Annotated in this window: 25 protein-coding genes and 2 pseudogenes; 1 reads left to right on the forward strand and 26 read right to left on the reverse strand. The window is 24.7% G+C overall.

From position 1 onward, the window contains the following. Nucleotides 1-12 precede the first annotated feature (12 nt). From ABNT63_RS08770 to ABNT63_RS08810, 9 genes and pseudogenes are all read right to left on the reverse strand, one after another. The gene (locus ABNT63_RS08770) at nt 13-1,554 is read right to left on the reverse strand and encodes an endo-beta-N-acetylglucosaminidase (RefSeq protein ID WP_348737175.1); all 1,542 of its coding nucleotides are present in this window, start codon (nt 1,552-1,554) and stop codon (nt 13-15) included. An 18-nt stretch (nt 1,555-1,572) separates the two neighbouring features. Then, complete coding sequence (locus ABNT63_RS08775) at nt 1,573-1,860, reverse strand: hypothetical protein (RefSeq protein ID WP_348735397.1); 288 nt, start codon at nt 1,858-1,860, stop codon at nt 1,573-1,575. A 54-nt stretch (nt 1,861-1,914) separates the two neighbouring features. Then, nucleotides 1,915-2,199: a hypothetical protein gene (locus ABNT63_RS08780; protein ID WP_348735398.1), complete on the reverse strand. Its 285-nt coding sequence runs from the start codon at nt 2,197-2,199 to the stop codon at nt 1,915-1,917. Between the two features lies 1 nt (nt 2,200). Further along, nucleotides 2,201-2,386, reverse strand: coding sequence for a hypothetical protein (locus ABNT63_RS08785; protein WP_348735399.1), 186 nt, complete (start codon nt 2,384-2,386; stop codon nt 2,201-2,203). A 167-nt stretch (nt 2,387-2,553) separates the two neighbouring features. Then, on the reverse strand, nt 2,554-2,973 hold the full coding sequence (locus tag ABNT63_RS08790) for a hypothetical protein (RefSeq protein ID WP_348735400.1): 420 nt from the start codon (nt 2,971-2,973) through the stop codon (nt 2,554-2,556). 91 nt (nt 2,974-3,064) lie between these two features. Beyond that, the gene (locus tag ABNT63_RS08795; protein WP_348735401.1) at nt 3,065-3,265 is read right to left on the reverse strand and encodes a hypothetical protein; all 201 of its coding nucleotides are present in this window, start codon (nt 3,263-3,265) and stop codon (nt 3,065-3,067) included. A 26-nt stretch (nt 3,266-3,291) separates the two neighbouring features. Further along, a pseudogene (locus ABNT63_RS08800) lies at nt 3,292-3,771 on the reverse strand (ATP-binding cassette domain-containing protein). A gap of 2 nt (nt 3,772-3,773) precedes the next feature. Beyond that, nucleotides 3,774-4,037 (reverse strand): hypothetical protein, encoded by a 264-nt coding sequence (locus tag ABNT63_RS08805; RefSeq protein WP_348735402.1) that lies wholly within the window; start codon nt 4,035-4,037, stop codon nt 3,774-3,776. Nucleotides 4,038-4,040: 3 nt separating this feature from the next. Then, entirely contained in the window at nt 4,041-4,544 is a 504-nt protein-coding gene (locus tag ABNT63_RS08810; protein ID WP_348735403.1) for a hypothetical protein, read from the reverse strand. Between the two features lie 182 nt (nt 4,545-4,726). Here ABNT63_RS08810 and ABNT63_RS08815 point away from each other — a divergent pair, with 182 nt between their 5' ends. After that, a complete protein-coding gene (locus ABNT63_RS08815) occupies nt 4,727-4,897 on the forward strand; it encodes a hypothetical protein (RefSeq protein ID WP_348735404.1) in 171 nt (56 codons plus the stop codon). A 318-nt stretch (nt 4,898-5,215) separates the two neighbouring features. On the opposite strand, the gene ABNT63_RS08820 is transcribed toward ABNT63_RS08815, so the two are convergent. The 17 genes and pseudogenes from ABNT63_RS08820 to ABNT63_RS08900 all read right to left on the reverse strand — a co-directional run bounded on the left by ABNT63_RS08820 (nt 5,216) and on the right by ABNT63_RS08900 (nt 19,186). Continuing rightward, nucleotides 5,216-6,985, reverse strand: coding sequence for an AAA domain-containing protein (locus tag ABNT63_RS08820; protein WP_348735405.1), 1,770 nt, complete (start codon nt 6,983-6,985; stop codon nt 5,216-5,218). Nucleotides 6,986-7,082: 97 nt separating this feature from the next. Further along, on the reverse strand, nt 7,083-7,559 hold the full coding sequence (locus ABNT63_RS08825; RefSeq protein ID WP_348735406.1) for an AAA domain-containing protein: 477 nt from the start codon (nt 7,557-7,559) through the stop codon (nt 7,083-7,085). Then, complete coding sequence (locus ABNT63_RS08830) at nt 7,543-7,719, reverse strand: hypothetical protein (protein WP_348735407.1); 177 nt, start codon at nt 7,717-7,719, stop codon at nt 7,543-7,545. Before ABNT63_RS08830 ends, ABNT63_RS08825 begins: the two co-directional genes overlap by 17 nt. A gap of 258 nt (nt 7,720-7,977) precedes the next feature. After that, entirely contained in the window at nt 7,978-8,325 is a 348-nt protein-coding gene (locus ABNT63_RS08835) for a hypothetical protein (RefSeq protein WP_348735408.1), read from the reverse strand. A gap of 86 nt (nt 8,326-8,411) precedes the next feature. Then, nucleotides 8,412-9,041 (reverse strand): hypothetical protein, encoded by a 630-nt coding sequence (locus ABNT63_RS08840; RefSeq protein WP_348735409.1) that lies wholly within the window; start codon nt 9,039-9,041, stop codon nt 8,412-8,414. Between the two features lie 167 nt (nt 9,042-9,208). Next, nucleotides 9,209-9,943, reverse strand: a complete 735-nt coding sequence (locus ABNT63_RS08845) for an ABC transporter ATP-binding protein (RefSeq protein WP_348735410.1) — start codon at nt 9,941-9,943, stop codon at nt 9,209-9,211. A gap of 26 nt (nt 9,944-9,969) precedes the next feature. Beyond that, entirely contained in the window at nt 9,970-10,356 is a 387-nt protein-coding gene (locus ABNT63_RS08850) for a hypothetical protein (RefSeq protein ID WP_348735411.1), read from the reverse strand. Nucleotides 10,357-10,460: 104 nt separating this feature from the next. After that, the gene (locus ABNT63_RS08855) at nt 10,461-11,177 is read right to left on the reverse strand and encodes a hypothetical protein (protein WP_348735412.1); all 717 of its coding nucleotides are present in this window, start codon (nt 11,175-11,177) and stop codon (nt 10,461-10,463) included. Between the two features lie 536 nt (nt 11,178-11,713). Then, nucleotides 11,714-12,607, reverse strand: a complete 894-nt coding sequence (locus ABNT63_RS08860; protein ID WP_348735413.1) for a hypothetical protein — start codon at nt 12,605-12,607, stop codon at nt 11,714-11,716. Between the two features lie 57 nt (nt 12,608-12,664). Further along, complete coding sequence (locus ABNT63_RS08865) at nt 12,665-13,033, reverse strand: hypothetical protein (RefSeq protein WP_348735414.1); 369 nt, start codon at nt 13,031-13,033, stop codon at nt 12,665-12,667. Beyond that, nucleotides 13,033-13,848: a hypothetical protein gene (locus tag ABNT63_RS08870; protein WP_348735415.1), complete on the reverse strand. Its 816-nt coding sequence runs from the start codon at nt 13,846-13,848 to the stop codon at nt 13,033-13,035. The genes ABNT63_RS08865 and ABNT63_RS08870 overlap by 1 nt, the downstream gene beginning before the upstream one ends. Nucleotides 13,849-14,397: 549 nt before the next feature. Then, a pseudogene (locus ABNT63_RS08875) lies at nt 14,398-15,165 on the reverse strand (HNH endonuclease family protein). Beyond that, nucleotides 15,165-15,608, reverse strand: coding sequence for a GmrSD restriction endonuclease domain-containing protein (locus ABNT63_RS08880; RefSeq protein ID WP_348735416.1), 444 nt, complete (start codon nt 15,606-15,608; stop codon nt 15,165-15,167). The pseudogene ABNT63_RS08875 and the gene ABNT63_RS08880 overlap by 1 nt, the downstream one beginning before the upstream one ends. A gap of 35 nt (nt 15,609-15,643) precedes the next feature. After that, nucleotides 15,644-15,907, reverse strand: a complete 264-nt coding sequence (locus ABNT63_RS08885; protein WP_348735417.1) for a DUF262 domain-containing protein — start codon at nt 15,905-15,907, stop codon at nt 15,644-15,646. A gap of 372 nt (nt 15,908-16,279) precedes the next feature. Then, entirely contained in the window at nt 16,280-17,848 is a 1,569-nt protein-coding gene (locus tag ABNT63_RS08890) for a PTS transporter subunit EIIC (RefSeq protein WP_348735418.1), read from the reverse strand. Nucleotides 17,849-17,883: 35 nt separating this feature from the next. Then, nucleotides 17,884-18,456, reverse strand: a complete 573-nt coding sequence (locus tag ABNT63_RS08895) for a hypothetical protein (protein WP_348735419.1) — start codon at nt 18,454-18,456, stop codon at nt 17,884-17,886. A 181-nt stretch (nt 18,457-18,637) separates the two neighbouring features. Further along, a complete protein-coding gene (locus ABNT63_RS08900; RefSeq protein WP_348737176.1) occupies nt 18,638-19,186 on the reverse strand; it encodes a hypothetical protein in 549 nt (182 codons plus the stop codon). Nucleotides 19,187-19,289 lie beyond the last annotated feature (103 nt).

Genomic DNA, 19,289 nt, shown 5'->3' on the forward strand with positions numbered 1-19,289 from the left:
TTGTCCCGATGATTATCCTGTTGTTTGATTAGTTGTTGTAATTCAAAAATTAACATTAGCATTACTTTTATCATTCGAACCATCATAATAAATAAAAATAGCTTGATGTTGATCACTAATTAAATTAGTTTCCATAATATCTCAATCATAAACTTTACCTTGCTTTCATTTTGCTGGTAAAACTTTTCCTAGCCCATCAAAACCACTACCAATTGCAATTGAATTTCCTTTTTTATAAACATTATCATAGTTATACACCCCAGTAATCTCACTAATATTTAGAGGTTGATCCTTTTTTTCTTCATCATAAATTTTCCATTGATAAGTTGGAAGAATGTCTGTTAAGCGCCGATTTGTCCAAAGATAATCATTTGCTACAATAGCATTTCCTTGTTCATCCCGATCAACAAACTTAATTCCACTCCCTATTGAAAAATTAGTCGATTTATTTAAAACTTGATTTTCATCAAATAATGTTGTTCTTTCTTGGACTAAACTCCCAACGCCAAAACTAGTTGAATTATAACCATTGTTTGATTCGTAATCATAAATATTTTGTTTCAGAAAATCATTAACTGAGCCCTTATTTTTTACTTTAATACGTGGATCATCCGCAAATGCTGCTGCAGTAAAGTCAATTTTTGGATCTAACTTAGTATAATCATTACATAACCGATTTGCTTGTAAACCCGTATCTTTATCACTAATAAATGTATTTGTTCCTGAATAATGAATCATATTAAATAAGTTTGAAACATGTGTTGCAAATAGAAAAGCTCTTGTTTCATTATGAAAACATTGTTTTTTAATTCAATTATAAGCATAGCCCCCAAATATAGAAGTCCCGTTATCCATATATGATGAAAAACTTGTATAAACATTTGGATTAAATGTTGGACGCCCTGTATGTGCTGATAAAGCATAAGCTAATTGGCGAAAATCATAGGTACCATAATATTTTGCATTTGTTCATTCATCAATCATTGTATATAAATCCGATGGACGATAATTTGGATTTTCTTTTAAAAAGGTTTTTGTTTTATCTGGCGTTTCTCCAAAATTTAATTGTACTTGTGTTGGGGTAATAACCCCATTTCGTGGATAACCAGTTGTTGTCATTTTAACTGTTTCAGCATCATCATAACCAGTTGCACTTTTTGAAACAGTTGCATCATTACGATAATATATAATTTGCAATTTTTTAATATCGGGGTCTGTTGCAGTTCCAACTTTATAATTAAATTCTTTTAAAATTTGATACATTTCATTATAATCTAAAATGGTTCCATTAGGAGAACTCCTATTTGCTTCATTATTAATAAATCAGCCATCAAAGCCATTATATTTGGCAATTTTGATTAAAATATCAACAATTTTATATGTTCCATCAGCATTGCGTGCTAAAAAATCTTTTAACATTTCTCGAGTTAACCCATGATAACCATCTAAAAAGACATTACCATAAATTGGAGTCCCATTAATATGTGCTGCGTCAATAACATCAGCCGATGGCGGAATGATTGGTCCTTCAAATCATGAACCAGATCAATTAATAAATTCATTTACATATTGTTAGTTCAAGTTAGTATTTTCAAAAGGATTTTTTGTACCAACAATTGTATTATCAAAAGTTCGATGTTTACGAGATGAAAATCCTAATTGATTATAATTAACATTCCGATTTTGTTGTTTTGAATTAACCGTTGCAACAAAAGTACGTTGCTGTAATGGGATTTCTGCTTGATTATATTTTGCATCATAATCTGTTGCTGGATCTCAATTTAAAATTGAATTAAGGCGTAAGTACTTTTGTGCAGCGGAAGTAATGCCAAAATCTGCAGCATAATTACCATTTGGCATAAAACCTTTGTTCAACGGTACACCCGTTACTGATTGCTTACGAATATTTTGATCTTATTGAAAGCCAGTACTAAATTTTGAATAATCCCAATATGAATTTAAATATTGCGAGTTAACTGTTCCTAAATCAACTTGTTCACCTTTACTATTTAAAATATTTTGTGAATTTTTATTATCAAATAAAATACCATCATCATATTCTGAACTTTCTCAATTAAAATTAGGTAACCTTTTTAAATAAATACTACCATCAATATTTCCAATCGTACAAGCGACAGTTAAAGTAAACGGGTTTGTTATTAATGTCATTAGCCCCAAATAAGTAAATATTTTTTTCATCTTATTTTCCTCTCATTCCTCAATTAAAATAATGCTTTGCCAAATACCCAAATAAAGCAGTAAAAACGATCATCCCTAGTAGTGACTGTCAAAGACTGGTAAATGTAATAAAAGAAACGGTATTATAATCCTGAATAATTTGACTAATGCCTAACGGATCCATAAACTGATAAGATGTAATTAGCATATTAAATCAAATAAAATATTTAGCTGGGCATAAGTAACCAATGATAATGAAAAACTAATGATGATTAGTAATTGTTGACTGAATTATTACATCTGAAAAAATAATAAAAAATAAGGTAACAATAGCTAAAATTGCAAATGACAAATTACGACTTGGTAATGCTGTTGCTAAAAAACATACAAAACAGTTAGAAAAAAAGTAAACAAAACAATTCCAATAAAATATAAGATTCAAATAAATGGTCTAATATTAGATAATAATGCAATTCTAAACCCAAAAATTGGAATTAAAGCATACAAATTATATAACGCAATATTTAATAAAATTGAAATTGTTGACAATGTTAAATTTAAAAGAAAAATTACAAAAATAACATTATATTCTGTCAAATTAATTAGTTTAATTCGTTTTAAAAAGTTCTTTTTTCGTCATTCTAATAAATAGGCACCTAAATAAAAACTACTAGTAAAAACTGAAACAGACAAAAAAATAATTAAAACTGGTGGTAAAACAGCATAATAACTATAAGTATTTCAAAACCATGAACAAATTGCTGATAAAATGACAGAAAAAAGAAAAACAAACATATATGTGCAGGGATTTGTAAAAATAGCTTTAAACAATAAATTATTAGTTTTATTTAATTTTGAAAATAATAGTTTAAATTCAAATTGTATTTTATGTTTCATAGCCGACAACATTCTCAAAATAATTAACTAACATTTTCCGTAAACTACCATTATTTTTAATAATTTCTGTAATTAGTTGGTCACTATAAATTTCAGCATCTTTTAAAAGTAAAACCCAGTCACAAAGTAATTCAACTTCTTCTGGGGTATGTGAAATAACTAATAAATTAATTTTTTTTCGTCTTTTCAACTTTTTAAAAAATTAACAAGTTTAATTTACATTTTTAAATCTAACCCCGTAACTAATTCATCTAAGACAAGAATTTCTGGATCATTTAAAATTGATAAAAAACAATTGAAACGTTGGCGTTGTCCACCAGACAAAGCTGAAATTTCTTTTTTTAACAAATTCTTTAACTCAAAAATCTCAATTAATTTTTGTCCTTCTGGAGTTGTTAAGTAACCACGTCCTTTATAAAATTTAATTAAATCCATAGGAGTTGTTCCTGAAGGCCAATAACCATCTTGAAATTGTACCCCAACAGTTTTTTTAACTTTTTAGTATTTATCATTAACAAACATTACCTTACCACTTGAAGGTTTCAAGACACCAGAAATAATTTCAACTAAGGTTGTTTTTCCACTCCCATTCACTCCTAAAAAAGCGACTGATTCACTTTCTTTAATTTCTAAATTAATATCTTTTAAAACATGATTTTTCCCATAATGTTTACTAATATTTTCTAAAATAATCATTTTTAATTTTCCCTCCCAAAGACAATGTTATAAACTTTATCAATCATATTTGTCATCACATCATCAAGTTTTAACCGTGGTTTTACTTTTGCTGCAGCAACTGGGTCAGGCCCTTGTGTTCATAACAAATTCCCATCCTTATCACGAGGAACTAATGATCCAAATACATAAAAATTAACATCAATTGATTTTTCAATTGTTCGACCTAAATCTTGAATCCAAATTTTTGCTCATTGAAAATAAAATCCCGCTTGAAAATACTTCATAACTTATAAGTTTAAATACTCATTCGGATTAATATTATTATTAGTTGGATCAAGAATTTGATTAATTGATACTTCAATAAAATATGACCGTAAACTTAAGGCCATAAATTTTTGCATATCATAAGAAAAAACAATCTTTTGCTCAATATAATCATTAATTTCAGCAAGGGGCAGATCAATTTCATCATAACCAGGTTTACCAATGTTGCCTTCCGCTGTATCACGATATTTATAATATTCATCACAATAAAAACTATAAAAACCATCCATCATTTTCTCATTTGTTGCAACAATTTTTTGTTGAGTATCATTATATAAAAATTGTCAAATTTTTAATTGACTAATATCTTTTGCTGGTCAACCACGACTTGACTCCACAATTTGTTTTAAATCATCTGATGTTTTAAAACTATTATTTGTAAAAAAATTAATAATACTAGCAAGTGGAATAATTAAAAATGAACTTATTAAAATAGCTCAGAAGTATTTTTTCATATTTTTTCTCATTTTGTTTAAAGTGCTTCAATAATTTACAAACTGTTCATATTGAACTATGCTTAATTATGACAAAAAAAGCAAGTAAATGATAACCCTGCTTCAAAAATTACTGTTCTTAATTTTGCTTCGATGTGTATCCCTAAATGAGAACAGAAAAAAAGATAAAATACTATTCAGGAGGAATTTACACAATGGCACAAAAAGAACAAAAATTTAATAAATATGACCAAGAATTAAAAAATCAAATTATACAAGAATTCTATCTTAGTCATTATTCATACAAAATAATATCAATAAAATATTCAATCCCAATTGGAACATTGCAATATGAATTAGTCATTATATTAAAATTTTTCACTTAAACAATTTATCTATTATTAAATTTGCATTAGAATTATTGTTACTTTTTTTAGGTTTTGGGCAAGAACATGTGTGAGATTTTACTTTCACTTTGCATTTACTTTTTGCCATTTTTTCTACCTCCTTAAATAAATAATATCAATATATCAAAATATATAATTATTGCTTTAAAACAAGTATGTAATAACATACAAGAAAATTTAAAACGCTAAAAACTATTAGAAAATTAAATATTTTTGTACAATTATTGAATTAATAAACTTAATGTACTTAACTTACACTTATATTTACAATTTATATACAATTAATACACATTTACATTAAATAATTAAACTTTTTATTTCATTAATTATTTTTTCTTCATTGTCAAGTGAAATTGTTTTAATTCTATAAATTTTAATTCCATTTTGTTCAAGAGCTCTATCTTTAACTTGGTCACGTCATGCTTGAATTGAATTATTATGTTGTTGTCCATCAACTTCAATTGCTATTATTGGTTTTTTTGAAATTTTATTAAAAATTAAAAAATCTAAATGTGCTCACGGATGATTAATAAATTGCTTTTCTCTATTATTAAAACCATCTTGATTTTTAATAACTAATTTTAAATTATAAAACATTATATATTCAATATCTATAATTTGATTAACTAATTGATCTAAAAGTTTTGAAAAGATATATTCTGATGTTTGGCCAATAAAACCATTAAACTCTTTTTGTTGTGTTTCTATTTCATAATTACTAGAAGATAGAGTAGCAAAAACCCAAAGCCTATGTTTAAAAACAGTTTCTCCCTTATATAAAACATTAATATAATTAACTAACCTTGTAATATCATTGCTTTTATTAGTTTCACTAATTCTTTTATTAACGACAACAACAAGTTCGTATTTATCACGAGATACAGCAACATTTACCGAATTAGCCTTTGATGAAAATTCTAAATTTGAAACTTTATCTTGTGTTGTACAATAAATAATTTTTTTCTTATCTCTTCCCTGAAATTTATGAACAGTGTCAATCTCAACAGATGTTGAGATTGACAAGCTTAAATTTTTAATTTTCTTTGATTGTTCTGCATAAGGAGAAATGACACCAATATCGTTATACTTATATTTATCTTCTTGTTTTAATAAATTATAAACCATATAAGCTTCAGATTCTGAAATTCAACTTCTATTTTGCCTAATAGCTCCAGCATTTGATTCAACTTCAATAATACTCATTGCTTTATAATTATCTGGATATAATTTATATGTCATTGGAATTAATTTATTATCATAATAAACTTCATTACAAAAATTAATAATGTCAGGATGACAACGATAATGTTCTTGAAGAATAACATTAGAAACCTGACCAGCAAATAATGAAGAAATTGCATTAATTAGATTATTGTTAATAATTAATAATTCTTTGTTATATGGTTGAATTTGATTTTTTAATAATTTTTTATCAATCCTTTTAAAGTTTTCATCATCAATTTGTTCTAATTGTTTTAAATCACCAACAATAATTATGTTTCTTGCTCTTGCCATCACTGGTAAACAACTTAAAAAAGTTGCTTGAGAAGCTTCATCAATAATCAAATAGTCAATTGTTTTATAACTTAAATTTGAATAAGTACCAATAGAAGTTATGGTGCTTAGTAAAAATGGTGCATAATAAAAAATATACGATGATAATGATTGAAATTTTTCTTTATTATTTAAATCAGCAATCAAACTTTGTGTTATTTTAATATTTTCAAATCTATCTTTAATTTTTTGGTTTAACTTATTCATTGATGCTTTTTTAATATATTTAATGACATCGTCATAACTTTGATCATTAAATTTATTTTGAAGGTGGGAAATAGAACTTGTAGTTATTCTTAACTCAAGTTCTGACAATTTATAATTAAATCATTCATTTAAATGAGTTTGACCTAGGCTATTTAAAGTTTTAATTTTAATTTTAAAATTTCTTTTTAAAAAAATGCTTTGGAAGAAACTTATTTTTTCTTTTTTAAATATTTTCTTTTTAATTAATTTTAATTTCTGAATGTTATTTTGATTTAATATTTTTTGAATTTTTTTAGAATAAGTCATATCAGAAATATTTATATTTAAAGATTCCAACAAATAAAGGGAATTATTAAATTCTTGCTTTTGTTTCTGTACTTTATTTTGTAGTATATTTAATTCATTAAAATCTTTTTAATAAACTAACTTTTTCATCAATATTAATTTTTGGTAATGTTTCAATTTTAGTATTATTAATATAATTATTTTTTAACATTTCTCAAGAATTAAGAAATTTATTTTTAGCTTCAGCTATATTGTCACTATTTCCAGCAAATATACAAAGAAAATCAAGTTTCATTTCTTTTAATTTGTCATAAATATTTTTAACAGCATCATTATTATTGGAAACAACTGCAACAGTTTTATCTTTATTATCCAAGAAAATATTAAATAAAATATTAATAATTGTTTGAGTTTTACCAGTTCCAGGAGGACCTTCAATAATAGAAAAGTTATTTTTATAAATGTTTTTAACAGCTTCATATTGACTTAAATTGATACCGACAGGAAAAATTAAATCTTTTTTTATATTCTTATTTTGATCTAAACTATTTGAAAGTGTTTTATAAAATATAGTTTGTTTAAAAAAAACTAGCATTTGTTTCATTTTTTAACTTTGAAATTAAATTATACTTATCACTTAAAAAATCATCACTTAATACTTTGAAAAATAATTTTTCTTCTTCATTTTTATAATTTGATAACATAGTTACAAAATCTTTAAAATATTTATAATTTTTTAAAAAAATTTCATTCATCATTAACCTCTATCAAATATTTATCATTTATTAATTAATATAAATTTTACTCAACTAAATTATACTATATATTGGTCATTATGATTATCATTTAAGATGCATAACTCTTTATCATTTTCTAAATAGCAAACTAGACAATGCTTATATGTTCTTGACTAATAAAACTAAATTAGGTTCTAATAATAATTAAAATATTTCTTAAAATAAAATATCACTTTATAAACAATATTCTGTTTTTTTTTAAATTAGAATAATATTTTAACTATAATCCATAAATTTATAACGATTAAATAAATAACATAATAACCAAATCGCAAAGGTATTTACAACAAACAATGTTGTTAATGTTACAATTAAACTTCTTTTATTATTAGGTGCCAATGTTGGAAAATTATATTCATAATAATTCTTATTTACTTTATGAACATCATATAAAACTTGAGTTGGGAAAGACCCTTGAGCAAATGTCCACAATGTATAAGGATCAATCAACTGCTTGAACGTAATCTCAAAGTGAGTAACAAAATAAACATTTTTAACAATTTTGCTAATATAACCTTCCCATACTGCATTAGCACTGCGACTATTATAAATATATTCTCTCAAGTACTTTTCTTGTAATTCTGGGTTTGTAATAAAAGTATCATTTATAACATTAAAAATATTTTTTAAAAAAGCTGAATGATTAAAAATTAAATATGAAAAATATTGTTCAAAAAAGGTAACTTTTTCTTCACTAAGAAAATTATTAATAATTGCTCCTTGATAGTATTAACATAAGTTTTTGAACTTAAATTATTATTAATTTGCCCAGGTCGGTACAATGAAATTAATGTTTCCTTATTTAATGGATTAATATTTAGTTTTAACCCAAAATCATATTTTTCTGTTCATTCATTTTTCTTAAAAATAACATTATAAACCTTGTTTTCATTACTATATGCTAAATTACTTTTAACATTTTGAACAAATGTATTAATGGTTTTTTCATTATCAATTAACGGCGAATTGATGATATAACTACTCATTTGATAAAATGCTTTAATATTTTTATCTAAATTATTCTCTTCTAAACTTTTTAATAAATCTAAATAATATTGATTATGTGAAACTAAAAAATCATTAATTTCAAGATAACTTAAATCTAATGTTTGTAATTTCCACATACTATAACCACCACGATATGGAATATATTGCTTTAAAAAAATACTTCGAATATTAGTAGTATAAGGAATTAAAGGAAGAATTCCATTATTTTGTTCTTCTTTAAAATTAATGATAACTAAATATGTTACAAAAATTGGGGCAAAAAGCAAATACATTATTCGAAAAAAAATAGAAAAGTAACACTCCCACTTTTAATGACTTGTTCATAGTTTAAAAAGAAAAAAGTAAAAAAGGTTCATGTTATCACAAAACCAAAAAATAACCATAACCACATTATTTTTGATTTAAAATTTTTTTTTAAAACAAAATAACCACAACTTCATTAAAAAAACAACTCCTTTTCTTCAGGTTCTTTTTGCACTTTTTTAAGCTGATCATAATATAGTTTTTCAAGGTCTCCTTGTTGATAATTAAAATTTTTACTACATAAAATTTGCCCTTCCTCAAGAATAACAACATAATTAATTAACGATTCTAATTCTGACAAAATATGGGAAGCAATAATAATTGTTATTTTAGGATTTCTTTGATGTAATTTAAAAATTAATTCACAAACCTGTTTTTTAGTCTCTGGGTCTAAATTAGCTGTTGGTTCATCTAAAATTAATAAATCAGGATCATTAATTAAACTTAACGCTAATAAAAACTTCTTTTTCATTCCACTAGAAAATTTAGCAAAACTTTTGTGGGCATGCTCAGTTAAATCAAAATATTTTAACACTTTCGGAATTAGTTCATTTGCTTTTTGGTAGTTAAGTTTTGTTATAAAAGCTTGATAAAATAAAATATCTTTTGCACTTATATTACGTTGAAACAAATTATTTGCAGGTGCAAAACCAACTTTTTTTGAATTAACAACAAAATCATCATATTTTAAGGTTAAGGACTGATCTTTTTTAATTAGCCCTAAAATAATTTTAATTAAAGTTGTTTTCCCTGCTCCGTTTGGACCAATCAAGCCAATAATTTGGCCGTCATCAATATTTAAATTAATATCTCTAAGGATATTTTTATGTTTATATTCAAAAAATAGTTTTTTGCACCTAACTTTAGCCATTTATTAAACGTCCTTTCTTCTAACTTTTAATTTTCTAGTAGTTGAATTTCATTTTCTAATTTGTTAATATTAGCATTTACTTTCTTCAATTGTTCTTGTAAATTTACTAATGTTTGCTCAATGTATTTTTTATTTAAATGAAATGTTGTTTTAAAATTCTTAATTACTAAGTATTGATTGCATCAGATCCCAATATTAGTTACATTTTTAATATTAAATCTCTTAATCTCTTTTACTAGATTATGTTTATTTTTAAATTTAATACTAGCATCCTGATATACACATCAACCATCAGAATCTTTCGTTGTTTCACCTAAATGAATTCAAATTGAACTATTACTAAAATCATCACTAATATTATCATAAAAAGATGGGAAATTATGATAGGATATTTCATGATAAATATCAGGCATTGTTTCTACTCAAAATGCCCAGAGATGTTGATAATATTGTAATCAATTAAAGTTGCCCTTTCTTTTTGCATGAAAGTTATCTCATTCATAAGATTCTACCTCTGTTATTCCAATTTTAGCAATTTCAATCTCTTTTTTAATTCATTAACTTTATTTTGTAAAATTTTAATTTTTTCTAATTTAATTCTAATAATATTGTATTTTTCATCACTAGTAATATTAATTAAATTATTTATTATACTAGTTAATTGCAGAATAACTGCATCTTTAAATTGAATCACTTCAAATAAAAAACTAATAATGCTATCCTTGTTGTTAAGATTAAAATTACTTATCCGATTAATTAGTTCATTACAGCAAGAAATTAAATGTGAGATTTGTGCTGGATCTTTTTTGCGAATAGTTTCTAATATTAAAATCATATTTTGTAAATTGTTATTAACTTTGTCACGAATATCACTATTATAATCATACAATGAATTAACCATAAATGCTTTATAATTAGCTGTTGTTAATTCTTTTTTTAATTCATACAACCGAGTGATTATCCCAATGTTCTTATAATCTCCCTCTGCTAAAACTTCATCAATTTTATTAATTAACTCTCTTGTAAAAGAAAGACTATTAATACTATCATTTTGTAATTTCATAAATGTATTAATATATGTTTGTAACAAAATTAAATCATTATTTATTAATGTTATTTGTTCTTTAGCGATAATTATGTTCTTTAAATCATTATTTTGTTGGAATTGATAATTTGGCGGAACCACATTCATTGATGTTGCCATAAGAATGGCTGTTAACAACATCTTTTCCATAATATTTGTCCTTTCTCTATTTAATAGTAAATATATTTTCATATTAAATTTCTTTAAAGTTAATATTACGGTAAAATTATTTTTTCATTGCTAATTCTAAGTTGCATTTAAATTTTTTAAATGATATTTTAATTTTACCATAAAATAAAAAACAATATAAAAAGGATTCAATAATATAATTATTTATTCTTATTGAGGTTGTCCTATGACAAAGAAAAAACACATTCATACAATAAAAATTGCAGCATGTGCCATTGGTTATCTACTATACCAATTTATTACTAAATTATTCAATTTATAAAATTATACAACCTTAAATTCTAGTATCTGTAAAAATCTAAAGTCACTATCATTAATATTCCTTTCATTATCATTAGAATGAAAAAAGAAACTATAGTCAAAACTATTATAATAAAAGTTTGCATAATAGTGTTGAGGCATGGTGTTTAACCACTCTTGGTACTAGTTATATATTTCATTATCGTATAATTCTATTTCGGAATGAAATAATTTAATAGTAAAAACATTATTTTTAATTAAATTAACTTTTTTTTACCAGGATTTGATATGAAAGGACTAAAATACGGTTTTTCTGATGAATCTAATGTGCTTTTAAAAAAATTAAAAATTGGTTGAAAAATTGGTTGAAGGCTTATTATGTTTAATTTTTTTTCTAAAACACTAGCACTTTCAACTAATGCATCAAACTCATTTTGCCGCATTTTAAAAACAAGGCGATGATACTCATTATATGTTTCTAATTTATAATAATGTCAAAAAGCCATTATCACCTTAGCAAATTCTTCTAACTTTTCGTGAACTTTATCTTTTTCCTTTAATATTTTAACTGGTAATTTTAGTTTTATTCTAGAAAAATTACATTTAAATAATAAATTTTCAATTGTAAAATTAACTGGAATAATGCTTTTTATGTTTCCAAAATAATAATACTTTTCTTCACTTAATATCGCTGCTTTTTTTATATAAAATTTTAAAAAGTTTTCTGGTATCAATTTATCATGGTTATACCCCTCTTCCGCTCACATCAAGGTAGAATCCGATTTGCGAAAAGGAAGACGATTAGATCTCTCTGTAAAAGAGTTAGAAACTGATTCAAAGTCAAAGAATAAAAAATTAATATTATTAAACAAAAGATTTGCTTCTTTTAACTTATTTTCAATATTTGTTCTTAATATATTTACCCTTCTAACAGCATCTAAATTTACTTCTGCTGGTACAATAAGCCTAAAATTTTGTTCTTTTAAAATATTATTAACAAACATAATAAAATACTCATCAAGTTTATCTTGCACATTAGTCAAGGCATCTAAATTATTACTAATAGTCACTAAATTATCAATATTATTCTGAGATGGTTGTATTTCTTTAAACCTAACTTCATAAGGAATATTAACTTCCATAACTTCCATAATAATTTTATTTTCTACTATAAAATAAAAACAATATAAAAAGGATATTTCTATCCCCTAAATATTGCCTAATTCTCTTCAACGAAATGATGTTTTATTCAACTTCTTAATTTCTTTTTTATTTAGAAGATAAACTACAACTCCACAAAGTAAACCAAGCAAAGCACATCCAATCGTAATCAGTAATAAGATTTGTAACCCTTGTAAATTATATTTTTGATTTATATCATCTCAATTACCAGCTAATTTACCAATTTTTCCTGCCAAATAATTAAATCAAGCATCGGGGGTAAAAGCTAAAAATGATATCACAGCTAATGTACTAGTATAGCTATTCTTTTCCATTGGTAATTCACCAATTTGAACAAATCGTAATGTTAATAACGCTCACCGAATACAACCAATAAAGATAAATAATCCACACATTATAATATGAAATAAGATTTTAATTCCAGCTTGTTGTTGATTAAATCATGCTTCACCTCACCTGGAATTAAGGTAAATAAAATACAAGCTAAGATGCCAATTAATAAAATAAATACTAAACCTAAAACATATGATTTTCATTTATCTGATAATTTATCAACTGGACTAGCAACTAAAAAGCGTAAACCATACGATCTAATTCCGCCAAGGACAGCAACAATCGTTGTATTAATCCCAATCACAGTTAAAACATCTTTCATATAATACGAAAAGACCGATTGAAACATATACATCCCAAAGACAAAAATTCCACATAATCAGACACGCAAGAATTTAAAAGGTCGTAATAAGTTAAAAAAATGCTTACTAAACTTAATTATTTCTTTTTCTTCACGTTTTTTCAGTGTAATAAAGATTAATGCTAAAACTCCCATTAAAATTACCATCCCACAAATAAAATATGCAAAGATTAAAAATGGCGCCGTTTCAGTTACACCGGTTGATTTAGTTGCTTCTGTAACTCCCGTTGCCGCTCCACCAATAACTAACACTCCAAACAAACCAAGAATGCTGCCTTGTAACCCATAGACTGCTCCTTGTTTTTCTTTTGGCACATTTTGCGAAACTAATTTCCACAATGGATTTCAAAATAAACCCGCAATTGAAATTCCTCATAATAAGTAAATAACATATAATTGTCCTAATCGAATTCTTTTATCCATATCATCAAAAATTGGTAATGTTAAAGTAGTCCATCATATCCCGACTAACCCTGTTATGAATAATGCTACTACAAACATAATCTTTGCATTCAATCTGTCTGCTAAATATCCCCCTGGGATCCGAGTTACCAACGCAGTTAAACCATAAATCGAAATAACAATATCAAATTCTGATTGATTTAACTTTAAGTAACTAGCAAAATCAGGGATGATATATCGTAAATATAAAACCCCACTAAAAACAAATAAATCTGCTAATGATAAGATTGTAATAATTCCAATGTTTTTTTTACTTAACCCGTGTGTAAAAAAATAATAAATTTTGTTTTTTCGTAAGAGCGGCTGTTTCTTTTTTATCCATTATTATTCCTACTTTCTTCCTACATTTTGTAAATTAATTATGGTTAATATAAAAAGAAAACTACTTAACTAGATTTATTTTTAATACTAATTAATTTCTGTTTGTTTTTTGTAATAATTTAAAAATTTCAAATATTATTTCAATTCTTTTTAAAATAAATTTACTATAAAGTGCAAAACTAAAATTGTAATAAAATTTCACATTGGTTAGGTTTATTTTGCAAACAAACCTAAAATACTTATTACAACTAAAATATTTTTAATAAATTATAAAATGTAAAACTATTTTTTTCATATATATACTGCAATATTTGCAAAATATTTTTGCCGTTCATTTATTTCTTTTTCTGTCCAATTATTATAATTTAATATTTTTTTAGTTATTTCAATAGATGACTGTTTATAAATTTATTTTTTCTGTTCAAAAGGATAATTACTACATTTTTTATTAAATTCACTACCTAATAAAGACAAGTTACCTAAACGTCATAAATATTCATCATGAAAATCTATTGTTACATCTTTTCATAAACTATAATCTACTGGCAAAATATGTTCTATATTAACAATAACATTATCATCAATAATTTTCATTTCTGACGCAACTAAAGAAATGCTACTATCAATCATTTTTAAAATATACCTAATTGCTGATTTGTTTTTAATTTCAAAAGTTGAAAATGCTTGTTTAAAATCATCATCGGATACAATTCATTTATTAATTTCTTGAATTATATCATCAATTTTTATTAATTTTTCTTGAGAAATCTTAAATGCAATTTTAGAGAATTCAAGTTCATAAATATTTGCTACTTTTTGAGCTACTACAAAATTTCGTACTACAAGAACTTCTAGTACAGATAATATTTTTAATATTTCTTTATCCTCAAAATTCTGCTTTGTTAAAGCTAATAAAATAGGATAAAAAGTTTTTGCTGACAAATCTTTTAATATTATTAATTTTTTATTAATATCATTTGAAAAATATGATTCCTCTCTCGGATTAACTAAATTACTATATACTTCAGCTAAAAAAGATAGATCTTTCACTAACTCAAGACATTTTTTGGAGAAGTAATATTTTTACGCATTATTTTATAAAGATCTTTTTCACGTAAAAAATTATTTTGAGAATTTCAATAATGTCGTATATAAGTTGTTGGATCAATTTTTCCTAGTTTACTAAGCATTATCTTTCATTCTTCCTTAATATCATCTATTTTTGAATCAGAAATTCTAAATAAATGATTTTTTAATAAGTCAGCTGTTTCTAAATCTTTCTCACGAGCATTTAAAGTTTTAAAAATAATAAAAGCTTCATTAATATCATCAGTTTTTACAGCTAATATGTTAAATTGTTCAATAAAAACTTTGTATATTTTATTAAGATAATTATATTTAGAAGTTTCTGACATAGTATCATTTAATTTTTCATTTAACTTTTTTATAAAAAAATCACGAGCAAATATAATTCTTTTTTGTGAATTTGACAATTTTTCCTTTGGAATTATTGGATTTTTGACTTGTATTACATCTTTAAAAAAATTCTATCACTTTCACCTAAATATAATGTTTGTTCTTCGCGTGTTTCAGTAATTCTACCTATATATTTACTTGTAATATCATTGGCAGTCTCTTTTGAATCTTCTAAATTAATACTTTCAAAAAATTTCCTAAAAACTGATAGTAAAATAATAGTTGTTGTCATACGTTGCTGTCCATCAATAATAAAACTCTTTTTTTCATTAATACTATTATGAACAACTATTTGCCCAAAAAAATGGGACTCCATTTCTCCATTAATCATTTCTTCTAAATCTATTCATAAATCAGTAAGTTATTCTTTATCTCATGAATATTCTCTTTGATAATCAGGTATTCAGTAAGTATCATCAAAAATAAAAGAACCTATTTTCTTAATTTCAGAACTCTTGATTGACATATTTTTCACCTATTTTTAAATTTTCCTTTATTTTTAAATTTCCCGTTTAATATAATATGAATTAAAATAAATAGCATTTCATATTTTCCACATGGCATAGTTTTTGTATAATAATTATAACATTCTAAAATATAATGTTAATAGATATTTAAAAAGTTAATGGAAAGGTGTTATAAAATAACACCTTTCCATTAACTTAAATAATAATATATTTGTTATCCATTAATGATTCCACATTTCATGATAATTCTTGTGAGTAATTCGTGGTAAAATCGTTTCTCTTCGACCAATAAAAAGATAATCAAAATAAAGAATTGCTTTCCAAAATATTGGCATAATAATAACAAATCAAATAAGAGTAAAGACTGGGACTCAGAAGAAATTAGTTCCTTTGGTCACTGGAATAATTCCTCTGTAAATAAAATCAATTAAACCATTAACAAATGATACTCAAATATGCACATCAAACATCGACATAAATAAACCATTAAGACCAGCAAGTGGAGTATAAACACAAAAATATAACATTGGTGAAACAAAGAAAGTAAATAAATTAATAATAACATTATTCCCTGTTAAAATAGTAACCACCACAATTGCTGTCATTAAAATTGCTGTTGGCATACGGTTTTCTTTTTTACTAGTTAAAATAATGGCCGTACTAATTGCTAACGAACCACCAAAGACAAATGCATAATTTGGTGGTAATTTTAGTTGTAATAAATGACCAAAATTACTAGATAAAAACCAATTATAAGTTTGCGCAGAATAACCATTTGCTTGTGGTAACCGGTCAATTGGTAGTAAGTTAAGTCAATCTAAAATTGTTAAATGACGTTCTTCAAATGTTGGTTGGTTAATAAAATCCCACACTTTTTGAATTGTGGCATTATTCCAAGTATCATCAAAAATATTGTGTATTCAACCATAATGAACGGCAATATTTTTGAATAAATTTTCAAACTCTGTTTGACTTAATAATTCAACATTTGGGTTAATAAATAAATTAGTAACAAGATCTTTAAAACCAAATGGAATTAATAATGTATTTAATAGTTCATAAACAAAAGCAGCTCCTAAAAAATGGTTTGCATTTTGTTGTCACATTCATTGATAAATATGGTTTAAAACAATTGCAATTACAATTCATAGTAATAAGAAAAATAACGCTAAGAACATACTTGCTAAAACAACAAGTAAGGTAACAAATGGAAAACCATTTAATAAACCAAATGGTTTTGCCAAGCGTAAATCAATACACTTAATGTAAATGTATGATGAAATAATTCCTACTGTTATTCCCCCTAAAATTGACGTATTTAAAGTAACAAGGCCAAAACTTGAGCCTAAAAACATTGCTAAATTTTCACCTTGGTAAAAGAAGAGAATACTTGTTACATAAAGTTTTCCTTCTGGGGTTATTTTATATTGAATTAATACATATTGCATCACAATGAAAACTAAAAAGCCAGTAACAGCAATTGCTACAGCTTTTACATTGTTGGTAATACTAATCACTATTACTAAACAAAAGATAATTGATAAATTGTTAAAGACTGCTTTTCCAATCTTAATACAAACATCACCAATCGTTAGGGCAACAAGATTACTAGTATATTCTTGTAAAATCATGCCAATTCCATAAATTAAAACAATTAATAGTAATGGAATAATTATTAAAGTAATAATTTTAATAAAATATTCATAAATATTTCTAATTTTAATTTTATTACTATTGCTACGATAGCCTTTTCCGTTTTTTCTAATTTGATACAACCTATCAAATTTCAAAATTATTATCCTTTTTTTACAAACAAATTAATTTTTTATTCACTGTAAAACTGGATTTTGTCAGTTTCTGAACTAAAAAATGGATAAGGTCTAACATATTGTTGTGAAATATTGATATTATATACAACACCAAAATTAATAATCTTCTTGTCTTCTTTTACTTGACCAAGAACTGATAAACGAATAAAATCAGTAATATATTTTGATTCAATTGTGTCAATTATAAATTGACCATTTCGTTCTTGTAATTTAAAATCAGCAGTGTTAAAAGTAATATTTGACAAATCTCTTATTTTTTGGTCTCCTTTTAAATTAGTTTTCATACTTAATGTAGTAAATTTAAATTTTGGATATTTTTGAACAAATTCTGCTCAAGTCTTAGCATAGTTTCCATATTCAAAAACTAAAGCTTTTTGTTTATTGACAAAACCAGAGGCAAGTTTTTGCGCAGGAAAAGTATCTGTTCATGTCATACTTGCAATACTATATTCTACTGCCTCTTGTGCAAATTTATGCGCTTGAACTGTTGAAGTTCCTTTATTAATATTTGGCATACCTGCAACTGAAGTCGTTGTCGCTGCAATCATTCCTAAAGTAAATCTTTTCATATTTAAAAACTCCTTTTTGTATATATTAAATTGATATTGTTGATAATTGATACATAGTTAATACATGGTTGATATAAAAATATACAATCCTATGAGATAATGATACCACATTTTTCTTTTAAAAAAGAAAAAAATATTATAAATTTAACATAAAAAAAGACTTAAAAAGTCCTCCTAAATATTACTTTAATGCTGCAAGAGCAACATTTAAAGCTTCATGTAATTGTGTTGCTGATTTTTCAAATTTAACTTGCTCTTCTTTTGTTAATTTTCATTCAATAATTTCTTCAATCCCATTAACACCAATAACTGCTGGTACACCAATGTAAGTTCTCGTAACATTATATTCACCTTCACATTTTGCACCAATTAAAAAGGTTGATCTTTCATCATTTAAAATTGCTTTTGCAATTGATGATAAACATACACCAATTCCATAAAAAGTTGCTTTTTTCAAATCAATGATTGTATAAGCCATTTTCATCATTTGTTGGTGCATATCTTCTAAATCTTTTTCTGTTAATTTTCCTTCTGCCACAAAATCAGCAATTGATTTTTGCATAATTGAAGCTTTTGATCAAACAGAAACTGATGAATCACCATGTTCACCCAAAACATAAGCATTAACACTAGCTGGAGCAATTTTTAATTTATTACCAACTAATCTTCTTAAACGTGCTGAATGAGGGAGTAAATTATTCTGTTGGTGATACCTTATTCTAATAAATATTTATCTATTAAAATAAAATTCCTAAGAAAAAGATAAATTTATCTTTTTTAATTAATTTAATAATAACATAAAAGTAATAATTTACAATACAAAAAATAATAAT

The organism is Spiroplasma endosymbiont of Ammophila pubescens (assembly GCF_964020965.1).
GTDB lineage: Bacteria > Bacillota_I > Bacilli_A > Mycoplasmatales > Mycoplasmataceae > Spiroplasma.